The 17047-nt window shown below is 55.7% G+C and carries 16 protein-coding genes; 8 read left to right on the top strand and 8 right to left on the bottom strand.

What is annotated here, in order from left to right:
- Positions 1-24 precede the first annotated feature (24 nt).
- The 6 genes from dnaE (at position 25) to WFK59_RS11135 (ending at position 8956) form a co-directional block, all read left to right on the top strand.
- Positions 25-3507 carry a DNA polymerase III subunit alpha gene (dnaE, locus tag WFK59_RS11160; RefSeq protein ID WP_233985236.1) on the top strand — a complete coding sequence of 1161 codons (3483 nt, stop codon included), beginning with the start codon at positions 25-27 and terminating at the stop codon, positions 3505-3507.
- A 12-nt stretch (positions 3508-3519) separates the two neighbouring features.
- On the top strand, positions 3520-4476 hold the full coding sequence (gene accA / locus WFK59_RS11155; protein ID WP_031375289.1) for an acetyl-CoA carboxylase carboxyl transferase subunit alpha: 957 nt from the start codon (positions 3520-3522) through the stop codon (positions 4474-4476).
- Between the two features lie 191 nt (positions 4477-4667).
- A complete protein-coding gene (locus tag WFK59_RS11150) occupies positions 4668-6818 on the top strand; it encodes a lysine decarboxylase LdcC (protein ID WP_336755806.1) in 2151 nt (716 codons plus the stop codon).
- 70 nt (positions 6819-6888) lie between these two features.
- Positions 6889-7278 carry a VOC family protein gene (locus WFK59_RS11145; protein WP_233985234.1) on the top strand — a complete coding sequence of 130 codons (390 nt, stop codon included), beginning with the start codon at positions 6889-6891 and terminating at the stop codon, positions 7276-7278.
- Between the two features lie 52 nt (positions 7279-7330).
- Positions 7331-8629, top strand: coding sequence for a tRNA lysidine(34) synthetase TilS (gene tilS / locus WFK59_RS11140; RefSeq protein ID WP_336755805.1), 1299 nt, complete (start codon positions 7331-7333; stop codon positions 8627-8629).
- 18 nt (positions 8630-8647) lie between these two features.
- Positions 8648-8956 (top strand): c-type cytochrome, encoded by a 309-nt coding sequence (locus tag WFK59_RS11135; RefSeq protein ID WP_336755804.1) that lies wholly within the window; start codon positions 8648-8650, stop codon positions 8954-8956.
- 40 nt (positions 8957-8996) lie between these two features.
- Here the strand turns inward: WFK59_RS11135 and rof are convergent, their stop codons facing one another.
- Complete coding sequence (gene rof, locus WFK59_RS11130; RefSeq protein WP_233985232.1) at positions 8997-9257, bottom strand: Rho-binding antiterminator; 261 nt, start codon at positions 9255-9257, stop codon at positions 8997-8999.
- Complete coding sequence (locus WFK59_RS11125) at positions 9244-9444, bottom strand: YaeP family protein (protein WP_031375293.1); 201 nt, start codon at positions 9442-9444, stop codon at positions 9244-9246. Before WFK59_RS11125 ends, rof begins: the two co-directional genes overlap by 14 nt.
- Positions 9445-9661: 217 nt before the next feature.
- On the opposite strand from WFK59_RS11125, the gene arfB reads away from it, so the two are divergent.
- The gene (arfB, locus tag WFK59_RS11120; RefSeq protein WP_094120992.1) at positions 9662-10072 is read left to right on the top strand and encodes an alternative ribosome rescue aminoacyl-tRNA hydrolase ArfB; all 411 of its coding nucleotides are present in this window, start codon (positions 9662-9664) and stop codon (positions 10070-10072) included.
- A gap of 310 nt (positions 10073-10382) precedes the next feature.
- Here arfB and proS read toward each other — a convergent pair whose 3' ends face one another.
- From proS to metN, 6 genes are all read right to left on the bottom strand, one after another.
- Entirely contained in the window at positions 10383-12101 is a 1719-nt protein-coding gene (gene proS, locus WFK59_RS11115) for a proline--tRNA ligase (RefSeq protein WP_233985231.1), read from the bottom strand.
- Positions 12102-12190: 89 nt separating this feature from the next.
- Entirely contained in the window at positions 12191-12898 is a 708-nt protein-coding gene (tsaA, locus tag WFK59_RS11110; RefSeq protein WP_233985230.1) for a tRNA (N6-threonylcarbamoyladenosine(37)-N6)-methyltransferase TrmO, read from the bottom strand.
- Entirely contained in the window at positions 12895-13293 is a 399-nt protein-coding gene (rcsF, locus tag WFK59_RS11105; protein ID WP_233985229.1) for an Rcs stress response system protein RcsF, read from the bottom strand. Before rcsF ends, tsaA begins: the two co-directional genes overlap by 4 nt.
- A 128-nt stretch (positions 13294-13421) precedes the next feature.
- Positions 13422-14237 carry a MetQ/NlpA family lipoprotein gene (locus WFK59_RS11100; RefSeq protein ID WP_233985228.1) on the bottom strand — a complete coding sequence of 272 codons (816 nt, stop codon included), beginning with the start codon at positions 14235-14237 and terminating at the stop codon, positions 13422-13424.
- Between the two features lie 29 nt (positions 14238-14266).
- Complete coding sequence (locus WFK59_RS11095) at positions 14267-14920, bottom strand: methionine ABC transporter permease MetI (RefSeq protein WP_009091958.1); 654 nt, start codon at positions 14918-14920, stop codon at positions 14267-14269.
- A complete protein-coding gene (gene metN, locus WFK59_RS11090; RefSeq protein ID WP_233985227.1) occupies positions 14913-15944 on the bottom strand; it encodes a methionine ABC transporter ATP-binding protein MetN in 1032 nt (343 codons plus the stop codon). Before metN ends, WFK59_RS11095 begins: the two co-directional genes overlap by 8 nt.
- A gap of 188 nt (positions 15945-16132) precedes the next feature.
- On the opposite strand from metN, the gene gmhB reads away from it, so the two are divergent.
- Positions 16133-16693, top strand: coding sequence for a D-glycero-beta-D-manno-heptose 1,7-bisphosphate 7-phosphatase (gmhB, locus tag WFK59_RS11085; RefSeq protein WP_262287782.1), 561 nt, complete (start codon positions 16133-16135; stop codon positions 16691-16693).
- Positions 16694-17047 lie beyond the last annotated feature (354 nt).

Below are 17047 nucleotides of genomic sequence, written 5' to 3'. Positions count from 1 at the left end.
ACACTGTTTTAACCGGAAACTGATATGGCTGAACCCCGTTTTATACATCTGCGTGTCCACAGTGACTATTCGATGGTTGATGGCCTGGCGAAAACCGGGCCGCTGATCAAGAAGGCGGCTGCCCTGGGTATGCCGGCGATGGCGATTACCGATTTTACTAACCTGTGTGGATTGGTGAAATTCTACGGTGGCGCGCACGGCGCAGGGATCAAGCCGATCATTGGCGCCGACTTCAACGTCGCCAGCGAACTGATGGGGGATGAGTTAACCCAACTGACGGTACTGGCCGCTAACAACACCGGTTATCAGAACCTGACGCTATTGATTTCCCGCGCCTATCAGCGAGGTTACGGCGTGGCCGGACCGATCATCGATCGTGACTGGCTGGTGGAGTTAAACGAGGGATTGATCCTGCTGTCGGGCGGACGTCGCGGCGATGTGGGACGCAGCCTGCTGCGTGGCAATACGGCGCTGGTTTCGCAGTGTCTGGCGTTTTATCAGCAGCATTTTGCCGATCGCTACTATCTGGAACTGGTGCGCACCGGTCGCCAGGATGAAGAGAGCTACCTGCATGCGGCGGTTGAACTGGCAATCGCAGAAGGCGTACCGGTCGTCGCCACCAACGAAGTCTGCTTCATTAATGAAGAGGATTTCGACGCCCATGAAATCCGCGTTGCCATCCACGATGGCTACACGCTGGACGATCCAAAACGTCCACGCAACTACAGTCCTCAGCAATATATGCGCAGCGAAGCGGAGATGTGCGAGCTGTTTTCGGACATCCCCGAAGCGCTGGAAAACAGCGTAGAGATTGCTAAGCGTTGTAATGTTACCGTCCGGTTGGGTGAGTATTTCCTGCCACAATTCCCGACCGGCGACATGACCACCGAAGATTATCTGGTGGTGAAGTCGCGTGAAGGACTGGAAGATCGTCTGGCTTTCCTGTTCCCCGATGAAGCGGAACGCGCAGAGAAACGCCCGGAATATGATGAACGTCTGGAGATTGAACTCAACGTTATCAACCAGATGGGTTTCCCAGGCTACTTCCTGATCGTGATGGAGTTTATCCAGTGGTCGAAAGATAACGGCGTACCGGTCGGACCGGGCCGTGGCTCTGGTGCCGGCTCGCTGGTGGCGTACGCCCTGAAGATCACGGATATCGATCCGCTGGAATTTGACCTGCTGTTCGAACGTTTCCTTAACCCGGAACGTGTGTCGATGCCCGATTTCGACGTCGATTTCTGTATGGAAAAGCGCGATCAGGTGATTGAGCATGTCGCTGACATGTACGGACGCGAAGCGGTTTCCCAGATCATCACCTTTGGTACTATGGCGGCGAAAGCGGTGATCCGCGATGTGGGCCGCGTACTGGGGCATCCTTACGGTTTTGTCGATCGCATTTCAAAACTGATCCCACCCGATCCGGGCATGACGCTGGAAAAAGCCTTTATCGCGGAGCCGCAGCTGCCGGCCATGTATGACGCGGATGAAGAGGTGAAGGCGCTGATTGATATGGCGCGTAAGCTGGAAGGCGTCACGCGTAACGCCGGTAAACATGCCGGTGGCGTGGTGATTGCGCCGACCAAAATTACCGATTTCGCACCGCTCTATTGCGATGAGCACGGCCAGTTTCCGGTCACCCAGTTCGATAAGAATGACGTGGAATATGCCGGGCTGGTGAAGTTTGACTTCCTCGGCCTGCGTACGCTGACCATCATCGACTGGGCGCTGAAGATGATCAACCCGCGCCGGGAAAAGCAGGGCCTGGAGCCGATCGATATCGCCGCCATCCCGCTGGATGACAAGAAAAGCTTCGACATGCTGCAGCGCTCGGAAACCACCGCGGTGTTCCAGCTGGAATCACGCGGCATGAAGGATCTGATCAAGCGTCTGAAGCCTGACTGCTTCGAAGATATGATCGCCCTGGTGGCGCTGTTCCGTCCCGGTCCGCTGCAGTCCGGCATGGTGGATAACTTCATCGACCGTAAACATGGTCGTGAAGCGATCTCCTATCCGGATATTCAGTGGCAGCACGAAAGCCTGAAGCCGGTACTGGAACCAACCTACGGCATCATCCTCTATCAGGAACAGGTGATGCAGATCGCCCAGGTTCTCTCCGGTTATACCCTGGGCGGCGCGGATATGTTGCGCCGTGCGATGGGTAAAAAGAAACCGGAAGAGATGGCCAAGCAGCGTTCGGTATTCCGGGACGGTGCGGAAAGAATGGGCATCGACGGCGAACTGTCGATGAAAATCTTCGATCTGGTAGAAAAATTTGCAGGCTATGGCTTTAACAAGTCACACTCCGCCGCCTATGCGCTGGTTTCTTATCAGACGCTGTGGCTGAAAGCGCACTATCCGGCCGAATTTATGGCGGCGGTCATGACCGCTGACATGGACAACACCGAGAAGGTGGTGGGTCTGGTGGATGAATGCTGGCGCATGGGACTGAAAGTGCTGCCGCCAGACATCAACTCCGGTCTCTATCAGTTCCACGTCAATGAAGCGGGCGAGATCGTCTACGGTATCGGCGCAATAAAAGGCGTCGGCGAAGGCCCGATCGAAGCGATCATTGATGCCCGTAACGAAGGCGGCTACTTCCGCGAACTGTTTGATCTCTGCGCCCGAACCGACACCAAAAAGATCAACCGTCGGGTGATGGAAAAATTGATCATGTCTGGCGCCTTCGATCGTCTCGGACCGCACCGCGCCGCGCTGATGAGTTCACTCAGTGACGCGCTGAAAGCCGCCGATCAGCACGCCAAAGCGGAAGCGATTGGTCAGGCTGACATGTTCGGCGTGCTGGCCGAGGAGCCGGAGCAGGTTGAGAAATCCTACGCCAGCGTGACGCCGTGGCCAGAACAGGTTCAGCTCGATGGCGAACGGGAAACGCTGGGGTTATATCTGACCGGCCACCCGATCAATCAGTATCTGAAAGAAATTGAGCGTTATGTCGGCGGGGTGCGGCTGAAAGATATGCATCCTACCGATCGCGGTAAAATTACCGTCGCGGCCGGTCTGGTGATCGCTGCACGCGTAATGGTGACCAAACGCGGCAACCGAATTGGTATCTGTACTCTGGACGACCGTTCCGGCCGTCTTGAGGTGATGTTATTTACCGATGCGTTAGACAAATACCAGCAGTTGCTGGAGAAAGACCGTATCCTGATCGTCAGCGGACAGGTCAGCTTTGATGACTTCAGCGGCGGCCTTAAAATGACCGCCCGGGAAGTCATGGACATCGACGAAGCGCGCGAAAAATACGCGCGCGGACTTGCTATCTCGCTGACGGACAGGCAAATTGATGACCAGCTATTAAACCGACTCCGTCAGTCCCTGGAACCTCATCGCTCAGGGACCATTCCGGTGCATCTCTACTATCAGAGAGCCGACGCGCGAGCGAAGCTGCGCTTTGGTGCAGCGTGGCGAATTTCGCCCAGCGATCGTTTACTTAACGATCTGCGCTCGTTGATTGGATCGGAGCAGGTGGAACTGGAGTTTGACTAAAACAGGAACATTATGAGTCTTAATTACCTGGATTTTGAACAGCCGATCGCAGAACTGGAAGCGAAGATCGATTCGCTGACCTCGATTGGCCGTCAGGATGATAAACACGTTAATCTGGACGAAGAAGTTCAGCGCCTGCGCGAAAAAAGCGTTGAGCTGACCCGTAAAATCTTCGCCGACTTAGGCGCATGGCAAATCGCCCAACTGGCGCGCCATCCTTTGCGTCCTTATACCTTTGACTACGTCCGTAACGCGTTCGACGATTTCGATGAGCTGGCGGGCGACCGTGCTTATGCGGATGACAAAGCGATTGTCGGCGGTATTGCGCGTCTTGATGGCCGTCCGGTGATGATCATCGGCCACCAGAAAGGGCGTGAAACTAAAGAGAAAATTCGCCGTAACTTCGGCATGCCAGCACCGGAAGGCTACCGCAAAGCGCTGCGCCTGATGGAGATGGCTGAACGCTTTAAAATGCCCATCATCACTTTCATCGATACCCCAGGCGCCTATCCGGGCGTGGGTGCTGAAGAGCGTGGTCAGTCAGAAGCTATTGCGCGCAACCTGCGTGAGATGTCGGGCCTGAAAGTGCCGGTCATCTGTACCGTAATTGGTGAAGGCGGTTCTGGTGGTGCGCTGGCGATTGGCGTGGGCGATAAAGTTAACATGCTGCAGTACAGCACCTATTCAGTGATTTCACCGGAAGGCTGCGCCTCGATTCTGTGGAAGAGCGCCGATAAAGCGCCTCTGGCTGCGGAAGCGATGGGCATTACCGCTCACCGTCTGAAAGAACTGAAGCTGATCGACTCGGTAATTCCTGAGCCGTTGGGTGGAGCGCACCGTCATCCGGTCGATATGGCGCAGTCGCTGAAACAGCAGCTGCTGGCCGACCTGGCCGATCTCGACGGCCTGAGCACGGAAGAGCTGCTGGATCGTCGTTATCAGCGCCTGATGAGCTACGGCTACGCCTGATTCTGATTAGGTAGATAGCTAAAAAAGCGGACTCCGGTCCGCTTTTTTTATGCCGCCAGCCTCTCCTGTCTGTTTAATGCCCACCGTTGCGCCTTCATGCTGTTCATCCGGCAGGTGGCTTGCCGGCTGGCTACACCTTCAATCGGTTAGCGTATATGCTTACCCGATGCCACGACAAAGGGAGGTGAGCATTGAATATTCTGGCGATCATGGGCGCGCACGGCGTGTTTTATAAAGATGAGCCGTTGCGTGAACTCGACGCGGCATTAAATCTGCAAGGTTTTCAGCTACTTTACCCAAAAAACAGCGACGATCTGCTGAAACTGATTGAACACAATCCGCGTATCAGCGGCGTGATCTTCGACTGGGACGCGCATAACAGCCCGGAACTCTGTGGCGAGATCAATCAGCTCAACGAATACCTGCCGCTCTATGCTTTCATCAACACCCATTCGCAGATGGATATCAGCATCAATGAGATGCGGATGCCGCTGCACTTCTTTGAATACGCGCTCAATGCCGCCGACGATATCGCGCTGCATATCCGCCAGTACACCGATGACTACATTGACCACATTACGCCGCCGCTGACCAAAGCGCTGTTCACCTATGTCAAAGAGGGGAAATATACCTTCTGCACGCCCGGTCACATGGCGGGGACCGCCTTCCAGAAAAGTCCGGTCGGCTGCCTGTTCTACGATTTCTTCGGCGCGAATACCCTGAAGTCCGATATCTCGATCTCAGTGACTGAACTGGGCTCGCTGCTCGATCACACCGGTCCGCATCTGGAAGCGGAAGAGTATGTGGCGCGCACCTTTGGCGCGGAGCAAAGTTACATGGTGACCAACGGCACCTCGACCTCAAATAAAATTGTCGGCATGTATGCGGCACCGGCCGGTAGCACGGTATTGATCGACCGTAACTGCCACAAGTCTCTGACGCATCTGCTGATGATGAGCGATCTGATCCCGATCTGGCTGAAGCCGACCCGCAACGCGCTGGGTATTCTTGGCGGGATTCCAAAACAGGAATTTACCCGCGCCAGCATCACACAGAAAGTCGCGGCCACGGAACGTGCCAGCTGGCCGGTCCATGCGGTGATCACTAACTCGACCTATGACGGCCTGCTCTATAACACCCAGTACATTAAAGAGACGCTGGATGTGCCGTCGATTCACTTTGATTCCGCCTGGGTGCCCTATACCAATTTTCACCCGATTTACGCCGGTAAAAGCGGCATGAGCGGCGAACGTATTCCGGGCAAAGTGGTGTACGAAACTCAGTCGACCCACAAGCTGCTGGCGGCCTTTTCACAGGCGTCGATGATTCATATTAAAGGCGACTACGACGAGCAGACCTTTAACGAAGCCTACATGATGCATACCACCACTTCGCCGAACTACGCCATTGTCTCGTCGATTGAAACCGCGGCGGCGATGCTGCGCGGTAATCCGGGCAAGCGGCTGATCAACCGTTCGGTGGAGCGCGCGCTGCATTTCCGCCGCGAGATCCAGCGTCTGCGTGAAGAGTCTGACAGCTGGTTCTTTGATGTCTGGCAGCCGGAACAGATCGATGAGGCGCAGTGCTGGCCGATCCAGCCTGGCGACGAGGCGTGGCACGGCTTTACCCAGGCCGATCGCGATCACATGTATCTCGATCCGATCAAGGTCACCATCCTGACGCCGGGCATGAGCGAACTGGGTGAGATGGCCGAAGAGGGGATCCCGGCTGCGCTGGTGGCGAAGTTTCTGGATGAACGCGGCATCGTGGTAGAGAAAACCGGCCCTTACAACCTGCTGTTCCTGTTCAGTATTGGCATCGACAAAACCAAAGCGATGAGCGTGCTGCGCGGACTGACCGAGTTCAAGCGCGCTTACGATCTCAATTTGCGGGTGAAAAATATGCTGCCGGATCTCTACGCTGAAGATCCCGACTTCTATCGCAATATGCGGATCCAGACGCTGGCGCAGGGCATCCATCAGCTGATCCGCCATCACGATCTGCCGCGTCTGATGCTGCAGGCGTTTGATGTGTTGCCGGAGATGAAAATGACGCCGCATCAGGCTTTCCAGCAGCAGGTGAAAGGCAATATTGAAACCGTCGATATCAGCGAGCTGGTCGGGCGGGTGTCAGCCAACATGATTTTGCCCTATCCGCCGGGCGTGCCGCTGGTGATGCCGGGTGAGATGATCACGGAACAGAGCCGTGCGGTACTCGATTTCCTGTTAATGCTGTGCAGCATTGGCCGCCACTATCCGGGCTTTGAAACCGATATCCATGGTGCCACGCTGACCGACGAAGGGGAATATCGCGTTCGGGTGCTGAAAAACGACGCCAGTTAAGAACTTTGTAGATTGTCAGCTATCGGGTGCCTGCGTAAGGTAGGCGCTCGTCTGAAATTAAGGAATTGAAATGCTGCAGTTAACGGCTATCCACCACATTGCGATCATCGCGTCAGATTATCAGCGCAGCAAAGCGTTCTATTGTGACGTGCTGGGCTTCAGCCTGATGGGCGAATATTACCGCGAAGCGCGCGACTCCTGGAAAGGGGACCTGGCGTTACAGGGCCAGTACACCATCGAACTCTTCTCTTTCCCTGAGCCGCCGGCACGGGTCAGTCATCCTGAAGCCTGCGGATTGCGTCACCTCGCGTTTACCGTGCCGGATGTCGCCGCCGCCGCCGCAACGCTGGCGGAGAAAGGCGTGGTGTGCGAACCGATCCGAATTGATGAGCTGACCGGTAAACAGTGCACCTTCTTTGCCGATCCAGATGGTTTGCCGCTGGAGCTTTATCAGGCGTAAAATAGCGCGCTCAGTGGGCCACATCCGGTGGCCCGATTTTCTGGATTGCACCATGTCTTTGTCCGCTCTTGATTCTTTGCTGCAACCGGATGCCGCGCTGGTGGTGGCATTCAGTGGCGGACTCGATTCCACCGTCCTGCTGCATCAGGCATGGCGCTGGCAGCAGCACTCTCCTCAATCCCGCCTGCGGGCGCTGCATGTTCATCACGGCCTGAGTCCTAATGCCGATCGCTGGGCGGCGCACTGTCTGGCGCTCTGCCAGCAATGGCAGCTACCTTGCGAGGTGCTGCGGGTCAGGATCGATAGCCGCGACAGCGGCATTGAAGCCGCCGCCCGCACTGCCCGCTATCAGGCACTGAGCGCGGCGCTACAGCCTGGCGAAACGTTACTCACTGCCCAGCATCTCGACGATCAATGCGAAACCTTTTTGCTGGCGCTGAAGCGCGGCAGTGGTCCGGCGGGCTTAGCCGCGATGCCGCCATCCCGCATGTTGGGCGCGCATCGCCTGCTACGTCCGTTGCTTAATCATTCCCGCCAGTCACTGGAGCACTATGCCCGAACGCATCAACTGGTGTGGGTTGAGGATGAGAGCAACCAGGATTTGCGCTACGACCGTAACTTTCTGCGCCAGCGTCTGCTGCCGGAACTGAGTCAGCGCTGGCCCCATTTTGCCGAGGCGACGGCGCGCAGCGCGGCACTCTGTGCTGAGCAGGAGCAGCTGCTGGATGAGCTGCTGGCCGAACAGCTCGCCGCACTGACTCAGCCCGACGGCAGCTTACACTTTCCACCTTTACTGACGATGAGTGAGGCGCGCGCCAATGCGCTGCTGCGCCGCTGGATTGCCGGGCAGGGCGGATCGATGCCGTCACGCGATGCGCTGAACCGTGTCCGCCATGAAGTGATGGCGAGTCGCGAAGATGCCCAGCCGCGGCTGCAGTCTGGTCAGGCTGAACTGCGACGCTATCGCCAGCAGCTCTACTGGCTGCCGCGGCTCAGCTCACTACGCGATATCCAGCTGGCGTGGCCCGATATTAGCCAGCCGCTGGCGTTGCCGGACAATCTTGGCCTGCTGCAGGCCAGCCAGGCCCAGCGCCCGTTACGTCTTCCCCAGCCGGATGAGCAGATCAGCGTGCGGTTCCATGCGCAGGGCCAGGTTCATCTGGCAGGGCGTAGCGGCGGACGGGAAATGAAGAAGCTGTGGCAGGCGTTGCACATTCCGCCGTGGCAACGCGAACGGATTCCATTAATTTTTTACAACCAGACGCTGATCTGCGCGCCGGATCTTTTCATTACCCGTGAGGGCGCGGCCATCGATGCGGATGGCTGGCAGGTTGTCTGGCATTCGAAATAGAAACGCAGGAGAGCAATGATGAAAACGTGGATCGCGGCGTGTTTAGTGGCCGCCGCGCTACCGGCCTGGGCGGCGGGTGATGCGCAGAGTGGGGCGCAGAAGGCAGCCAGCTGCATGGCCTGTCACGGTGCAGCAGGAAAAGCCACGGTGCCGCTCTATCCCAATCTGGCCGGGCAACACGCTGAATATCTTGAACATGCCCTGCAGGCTTATAAGGAAGGTGAGCGTAACGGGGGGCAGGCTGAAGTGATGAAAGCGTTCGTCGCGGGATTAAGTGATGCCGATATGGCAGATTTGGCGGCCTACTACGGATCGTTACAACCCTGAAACGGAAGAGGGCGGGAAAGTCCCGCCCGGAAAACGTGGATTATTCTGCGCTGACAACGACCGTTCCCAGTTCAGGGTGACTGAAGCTGGCGATATGGTCGAGGCGTAACTCGCGGGTTTCACCGGCAAGATCAATGGACAGATATTCCACATTCTTGCGTGAAAATATCTCGCCGGCCTTCGCCTTGAGCTGCTCGCCATTTTTCATCTCCAGCGACAGCATCCAGTTATTTTGGCAGGCGAGTTCCAGATTGTCGTAATCATCGCAATTGATGGGTTGGTACGCTTCATTTATCAACATAGTCGCTCACCAATAAGTTAGCAGCGGCGTAGGCCGCCTGTTCCCTGACAGAAGAGTTTAGCGCAGTATTTGCGGCAATATCATTAAGCGCCTTCAATGCGCAGCCAATCGCATCGGGTATGTAACCTAAATCCCCGCTGCCGATTTCGGCATATTTTCGGCGAACTAACTCACAATAATTTTGCACGTGGCCCTCCTCAGCAGAGCGTCAATACTCTGGTTAACTGGCGACTATATCACAGCCATTTGCAGGAAATCAGCCCGCTTAAAGCAGGAACAGCGCGCAAATCACTGCTAAAGTGACAGATTCCGCTGTCTGACGCGGAAAGAGTCAAAGCACAAAAGGTTAAGTTGATGAACAGGTTATCGGCAGTAAGCGCTATAAGCGCAGGGAAAGGTGGCAGATGATTATGCTGTCACGCAGTGTTGAAATCCCGGAAAGTGAAATTGAGCTGACCGCGATTCGTGCGCAAGGCAACGGTGGACAACATGTCAATAAAGCCAGCACGGCGATACATTTGCGGTTCGATATCGCCGCGTCCTCGTTGCCGGACTTTTATAAACAGCGATTGCTGAGCGCCAGTCATCATTTGATTACCCGCGAAGGGATCGTGGTGATTAAGTCGCAGGAGCATCGCAGTCAGGAGATGAACCGTGAAGCCGCGCTTCAGCGTCTGGTGAATCTGATTCGGGAACTGAGTACGGTGGAAAAGGCCCGGCGCGCGACGCGGCCGACCCGCGCTTCTAAAGAGCGACGGCTGGAGGGGAAAGCACGGCGCAGTACCACTAAGTCGATGCGCGGCAAAGTACAATAAAAAACGCCCCGCAAGCGGGGCGTTTGAGAGCTGAAAAAGTCAGGTTCGTGCGGCGATGAAATCGAGCCTGCTCAGAGGACAAGGTCAGATCGGAAAGTCGCTAAAGCCATCTATGGCCGCTCGGCCCGCACAATTACGCACCTCATCCCTGAGGTGCGCCCGTAGACGGGCCAACGTTATGCGTTGTTCAAAAACGCTCCCGGCGTTTTTATCCAGGCGGCGGGACGCTTTCCTCTTCTGACCCGGTTTCCTTCGCGTTGAGCTCATCCGTTGCAGCCAGATTCAGCCCGCTTTGACTATCGCTAAGAACTTACTTATTCAGAGCCTTCAGCAGGAAGTCGACGATCTCATCCTGCTTAATCATCTGCTTCTCACCGGCACGGCGCGCTTTATATTCAATCTCCTGATTGTCGAGATTGCGATCGCCAATCACGATGGTGTGCGGCACACCAATCAGTTCCATGTCGGCAAACATCACGCCCGGACGCTCTTTACGGTCATCCAGAATGACATCCACACCTTTGGCGCGGAGCGTCGCGTAGAGCTCTTCCGCCAGCTCTTTAACCCGGAACGATTTCTGCATGTTCATTGGCAGAATCGCCACTTCGAACGGTGCCAGCGCCGCAGGCCAGATAATGCCGCGTTCATCATGGTTCTGTTCAATCGCCGCCGCGACGACACGGGTGATGCCGATGCCGTAGCAGCCCATGCTCATCACCTGATTGCGGCCATCTTCACCCTGAACCGAGGCTTTCATCGCGTCAGAATATTTGGTGCCAAGCTGGAAGATGTGACCCACTTCGATGCCGCGTTTAATCTGCAGCGTGCCTTTGCCATCCGGGCTGAGATCGCCTTCGACCACGTTACGGATATCCGCCACGCTGGCCAGCGGCAGATCGCGCTCCCAGTTGATGCCAAAATAGTGTTTACCGTCGACGTTTGCGCCAGCGCTGAAATCACTCATCTTCGCCACGGTACGGTCGGCGATGATTGGCATCTTCAGCCCGACCGGACCGATAGAACCCGGACCCGCACCGACGGCAGCCCGGATCTCTTCTTCGGTGGCGAACACCAGCGGCGCAGCGACGATCTCCGCTTTTTCCGCTTTGATCTCATTCAACTGATGATCGCCGCGGACCAGCAGGGCAACCAGCGGATGGCCGCTCTCTTCCGCACCTTTGACGATCAGCGTCTTCACTGTCTGCTCAATCGGCAGCTGGAATTGCTCAACCAGTTCGGCGATGGTTTTGGCATCTGGGGTATCAACGATGCGCATTTCCTGGGTCGGCGCGGCGCGTTCGCCAGCTGGAGCAACGGCTTCGGCCAGTTCAATGTTAGCCGCATAGTCAGAGTCAGTAGAGAAGATCACATCATCTTCGCCGCTCTGCGCCAGCACCTGGAACTCATGTGACGCGCTGCCGCCGATCGAGCCGGTATCCGCCTGCACCGCACGGAAATCGAGTCCCATACGGGTGAAGCTCTGGCTGTAAGCGCGATACATCGCCTCGTACGTTTCCTGCAGTGACTCCTGCGAAACGTGGAACGAGTAAGCATCTTTCATGATGAATTCACGTGAACGCATCACGCCAAAACGCGGGCGCACTTCATCACGGAATTTGGTCTGAATCTGATACAGATTCAGCGGCAACTGCTTATAAGAGCTCAGCTCGTTGCGGATCAGATCAGTGACCACTTCTTCATGCGTCGGACCCAGCACGAACGGACGATCGTGGCGATCGGCAATACGTAACAGTTCCGGGCCATACTCTTCCCAGCGACCGCTCTCTTGCCACAGGTCGGCAGGCTGCACCACCGGCATTGAAATCTCAATCGCGCCGGCGTTGTTCATCTCTTCACGCACGATGTTTTCGACTTTTTTCAGCACGCGCACCCCGGTCGGCAACCAGGTGTACAAGCCAGAAGCCAGTTTGCGGATCATTCCGGCGCGCAGCATCAGCTGATGGCTGATCACTTCAGCGTCGGAAGGCGTCTCTTTCTGAGTAGAGAGCAGATATTGAGTAGTACGCATTGATTACGATTCCAGTTGATCGGAAAGTCACAGACAGAATTTTGCTGGCGGCTAGTGTACCAGTGAGATCACCGGCTCAAAAGCGGGTTTTAACGCGGGTCGATGGCGATCACTTCCGTTCCGGCCTCGTCGATGCGCCAGCGCACATTAAAATCGATCAGCCAGGCGGCATATTCCCGTTGCTCCACTTCACCTTTACGGTAAGCGGGACGAGGGTCCTGCGCCAGCACCTCACTGATAAAGCGCGCCAGATGCGGGTAGCGCACCTGCTGCTGTTGCAGTTGCTGCTGCGCCTGAGCCGAGAAGCGGACCGGCATATCAGCCGCCGGTGCGGCCTGAGCAAAACCAGCCTCGGCGTGCGGTATCGCTTCCGCAAACGGCAGATAGGGTTTGATATCAACCACCGGCGTTCCGTCGACCAGATCCAGACTGCCAAGCTGCAGGATCACCTGCTGTTTATCGACATGAATGCCCTTGAGCTCAACCAGCGACATGCCAATCGGATTAGGGCGGAAGGTTGAGCGGGTCGCGAACACCCCGATGCGCGCATTGCCGCCGAGCCGGGGCGGACGGACCGTCGGTCGCCAGCCACCGGCCATGGTCTGATGAAACACGAACAGCAGCCAGAGATGACTGAAGGCTTCCAGCCCGCGTACCGCTTCCGGCTGGTTATAGGGTGCCAGCAGGTGTAGCTCGCCGCCGCCGTCCTGCACCAGACCGGGCTGGCGCGGTACGGCAAACTTCTCTTTCCACGGTGAGCGGATTACCCCAATTTGCGCAAAGGCGAATTCACTCATTGATTACTGACTTTCAGCGCCGAACCCTGGCATACCGCCTGGCGGTAGCAGCCTGGCGTTCCGGTCACAATTTCACATTTATGCAGCAGCACTGCGTTGGCTTTCATCTGCGAGGCGCGGATCTGCAGGCGTTTACGCGCGGTGGCGATGTTAGCCGGCGAGTTCTGGTTACTGATCTGGCAATCTTCAGCCGAGACTTCGCCCAAATCACGGAATGGTTTGCTGACCAGGTCAGCCGCATCGGTGTAGAGCTTAACCGGCGCAGGACGCGACGCAGGTTTGCGGGCCGGTTCGCTGGATTGCTGCGGACGAGAAGGTGCGCTGCTTATCGGGTGATATTCATGGACACACCCGGTCAGCATCAATGCTAACAAGCAGAGCGGTAAAAAACGCATGGCAACATCCTCAGGTTTCAAAAAGTGGCGTTATTGAAACAAGGACCAGAATAAATAACAAGTCGGGCAGGAGACCCAATAACAGAAAGGGCGGCATCGCGCCGCCCTGGTAGAAATGAGTAACCGTATTACCAGCCTTTAACGGCGCCGCCGTTGAAGACTTTATTCGCGGCTTCGCTGACTTCGTCAGACTGATAAGCCTCAACGAATTTCTTCACGTTTTCCGCATCTTTATTATCTTCACGCGCCACAATCAGGTTCACGTAAGGGGAATCTTTATCTTCGACAAAGATACCGTCTTTGGCTGGCGTCAGACCAATCTGGCTGGCGTAGGTGGTGTTGATGACCGCCAGCGCAATCTGCTGATCGTCGAGTGAACGTGGCAGCTGTGGTGCTTCCAGCTCAACAATTTTCAGATGCTTCGGGTTCTCGGTGATGTCCAGCGAGGTCGGCAGCAGGCCCACGCCATCTTTCAGTTTGATCAGACCCACTTTCTGCAGCAGCAGCAGGGTACGGCCCAGGTTGGTCGGATCGTTGGGAATCGCCACCTGAGCGCCGTCCTGCAGCTCATCCAGTGATTTAATCTTTTTCGAATAGCCCGCGATTGGGTAGACGAAGGAGTTACCGACGGAGACCAGCTTATAACCACGATCTTTGATCTGCTGATCCAGATACGGTTTATGCTGGAAGGCATTCGCGTCGATATCGCCTTTGCTCAGCGCTTCGTTAGGCAGCACGTAATCGTTAAACGTCACCAGCTCAACGTCGAGGCCATACTTCTCTTTCGCGACTTTCTGTGCCGCTTCAGCTACCTGCTGCTCAGCACCGACAATCACGCCCACTTTGATATGATTGGGATCTTTCTCTTTTTGATCGCATCCTGCCAGCGCAATCGCGCCAATCAGTGCACCCACAGCGGCAATTTTTTTAAATCTGAAAGACATATCCTTTCCTTAATAGTGTTATTGCTGGCTTACTTATGGGACACCGCACGTACGATGCGGTCGCCACAGAATTGAATGAGATACACCAAAACCACTAACAACACCAATACCGTATTCATCACGGTGGCGTTGTAGCCGATATAACCGTACTGATAACCGATCTGACCCAGACCGCCAGCGCCGACTGCACCACCCATTGCTGAGTAACCGACCAGCGTAATCAGGGTAATCGTCGCGGCGTTGACCAGGCCCGGCATCGCTTCCGGCAGCAGAACCTTACGGACGATCTGCATTGGCGTGGCGCCCATCGCGCGTGACGCTTCAATCAGTCCGGTTGGCAGCTCCAGCAGGGCGTTTTCCACCATACGCGCAATAAAAGGTGCGGCACCGACGGTTAACGGCACGATGGCGGCCTGTAAGCCAATTGAAGTGCCGACGATGACGCGGGTGAACGGAATCATCCAGACCAGCAGAATAATGAAGGGAATCGAACGGAAGATATTCACCAGCGCCGAGAGCACCCGGTAGAGTCCCTGATTCTGAAGAATCTGGCCTGGACGGGTGACATACAGCAGCACGCCGACCGGCAGCCCCAGCACAAAGCCAAAGAAGCCCGAGACAAAGGTCATCATCAGCGTTTCCCATACGCCGCGCCCCAGCAACCACATCATCGCCTCAGACATAACCTAACACCTCTACTTTCACGTGATTCTCCTGCAGCCAGGCGATGGCCTGACGGGTATCGCTTTCTGTGCCGTGCATTTCGGCCAGCATAATGCCGAACTTCACACCGCCGGCATAATCCATCTGGGCACTGATAATGTTGTTATTGACGTTGTAACGGCGGGCCGCTTCCGACAACAGTGGCGCATCGACCGATTTACCGGTGAACTCCAGACGCAGCAGCGGCACACTGTCATGGCTGGCGACGGCCGAAAGACGCTGTTGATAGTCATCCGGGATATCCAGATGCAACGTTGACTGAATGAACTGCTGCGCCAGCGGCGTTTTCGGATGCGAGAAGACTTCACTGACGCTGTCTTTCTCGATCAGTTCGCCCTGACTGATAACCGCGACCTGGTCACAGATGCGTTTCACCACATCCATTTCATGAGTGATCAGCAGGATGGTCAGGCCGAGACGGCGGTTAATGTCTTTCAGCAGCTCCAGAATCGAGCGGGTCGTGGCCGGATCGAGCGCGCTGGTGGCTTCATCGCACAACAGCACCTTAGGATTACTGGCCAGAGCGCGGGCAATGGCGACGCGCTGCTTCTGGCCGCCTGAAAGGTTTGCGGGCCAGGCATCATGCTTATCGGACAGGCCGACCAGTTCCAGCAATTCAGCGACCCGCGCCTTAATCTGCTCGCGTGACAGGTTACCCAGCTCCAGCGGCAGTGAAACGTTGCCGGCGACGGTACGGGAGTTCATCAGGTTAAAGTGCTGAAAGATCATGCCGATCTGACGACGCGCCTGGGTTAACTGGCGTTCACTAAGTGCAGTCAGGTCAGCACCATCTACCAGTACCCGGCCCGAAGTCGGGCGCTCAAGCAGATTAACGCAACGGATCAATGTACTTTTGCCGGCACCGGAAGCCCCGATGACGCCATAAATTTGTCCGGCAGGCACGTGCAGACTGACGTCAGATAACGCCTGAATGGTGCGGTTGCCTTGCTGGAACACCTTGGTGATATTTTCTAATTTAATCATTACGTTATTTATTATCGTGTTGCGTTGTCCGTGGTGTGGCAGGCGGTTAAGCCTGATATGCTGTCAAAGCTGGATGGATGGTAAGGCATCCAGACGTCTAAATCAATGGAAGTGATTCAATCTGGCATTCTCCCTTTTATAGCAATCATGCGATACTGATCGGCAATTTTTACAGCAGGAGTTTCTACGTGGCGAATAAAGTCCCAGCCATTTTTCTTGATCGCGATGGCACCCTCAACGTCGACCATGGCTATGTCCATGAAATTGATAACTTCCAGTTCATTGACGGCACGATTGAGGCGCTACAACAACTGAAGCAGATGGGTTTTGCTTTGGTCGTAGTGACCAATCAGTCTGGTATTGCGCGCGGCATGTTTACCGAAGATACCTTTATGCGGCTGACCGAATGGATGGACTGGTCATTAGCCGATCGTGATGTGGATCTCGATGGCATCTATTTCTGTCCGCATCATCCTGAGGCGACTGTTGAAGAGTTTCGCCAGGTGTGTGATTGCCGCAAACCACAGCCGGGGATGTTGTTAACGGCGCAGCAGGAACTGCACATTGATATGGCGGCTTCTTATATGGTGGGCGATAAGCTGGAAGATATGCTGGCGGGTCAGGCTGCAGGCGTGGGTAAGAAAGTACTGGTCCGTAGTGGTAAGCCGGTCACCGCTGAAGGCGAAGCTGCAGCAGACTGGGTGATTGATAGCCTCGCCGCGCTGCCAGCACGCATCAAACAGGGCTAAAACGGCGCTTTTGTGCAAATTTCAGACGAACAGCAAAAAAGTTTAAATTTGCACTTGCGCTATCTGAAGCGTCCCCTATAATGCGCCTCCACTGACACGGAACACCGGCTTACCGGCCGCCGGGTTGAGAGGCACAGGAGACTGCGCCGCCGGAGAAAAACTTCCCAAAAAGAAGTTGACTCTGAAGGAGGAAAGCGTAATATACGCCACCTCGCGACAGACGGTTAACCCGCTGCTCGCACCGCTCTTTAACAATTTATCAGACAATCTGTGTGGGCACTCGCAGGATTGATATCAGCGTCTCCGGACGTAAAAAATATCAAGTCTCACGAGTGAACACATAATGAAATTCAT

Source organism: Pantoea sp. USHLN298, assembly GCF_037149395.1.
Classification (GTDB): Bacteria; Pseudomonadota; Gammaproteobacteria; order Enterobacterales; family Enterobacteriaceae; genus Pantoea; species Pantoea astica.
The sequence above is the reverse complement of the archived record's forward strand: the minus strand, read 5'-3'. Positions and strand labels throughout refer to the sequence as shown.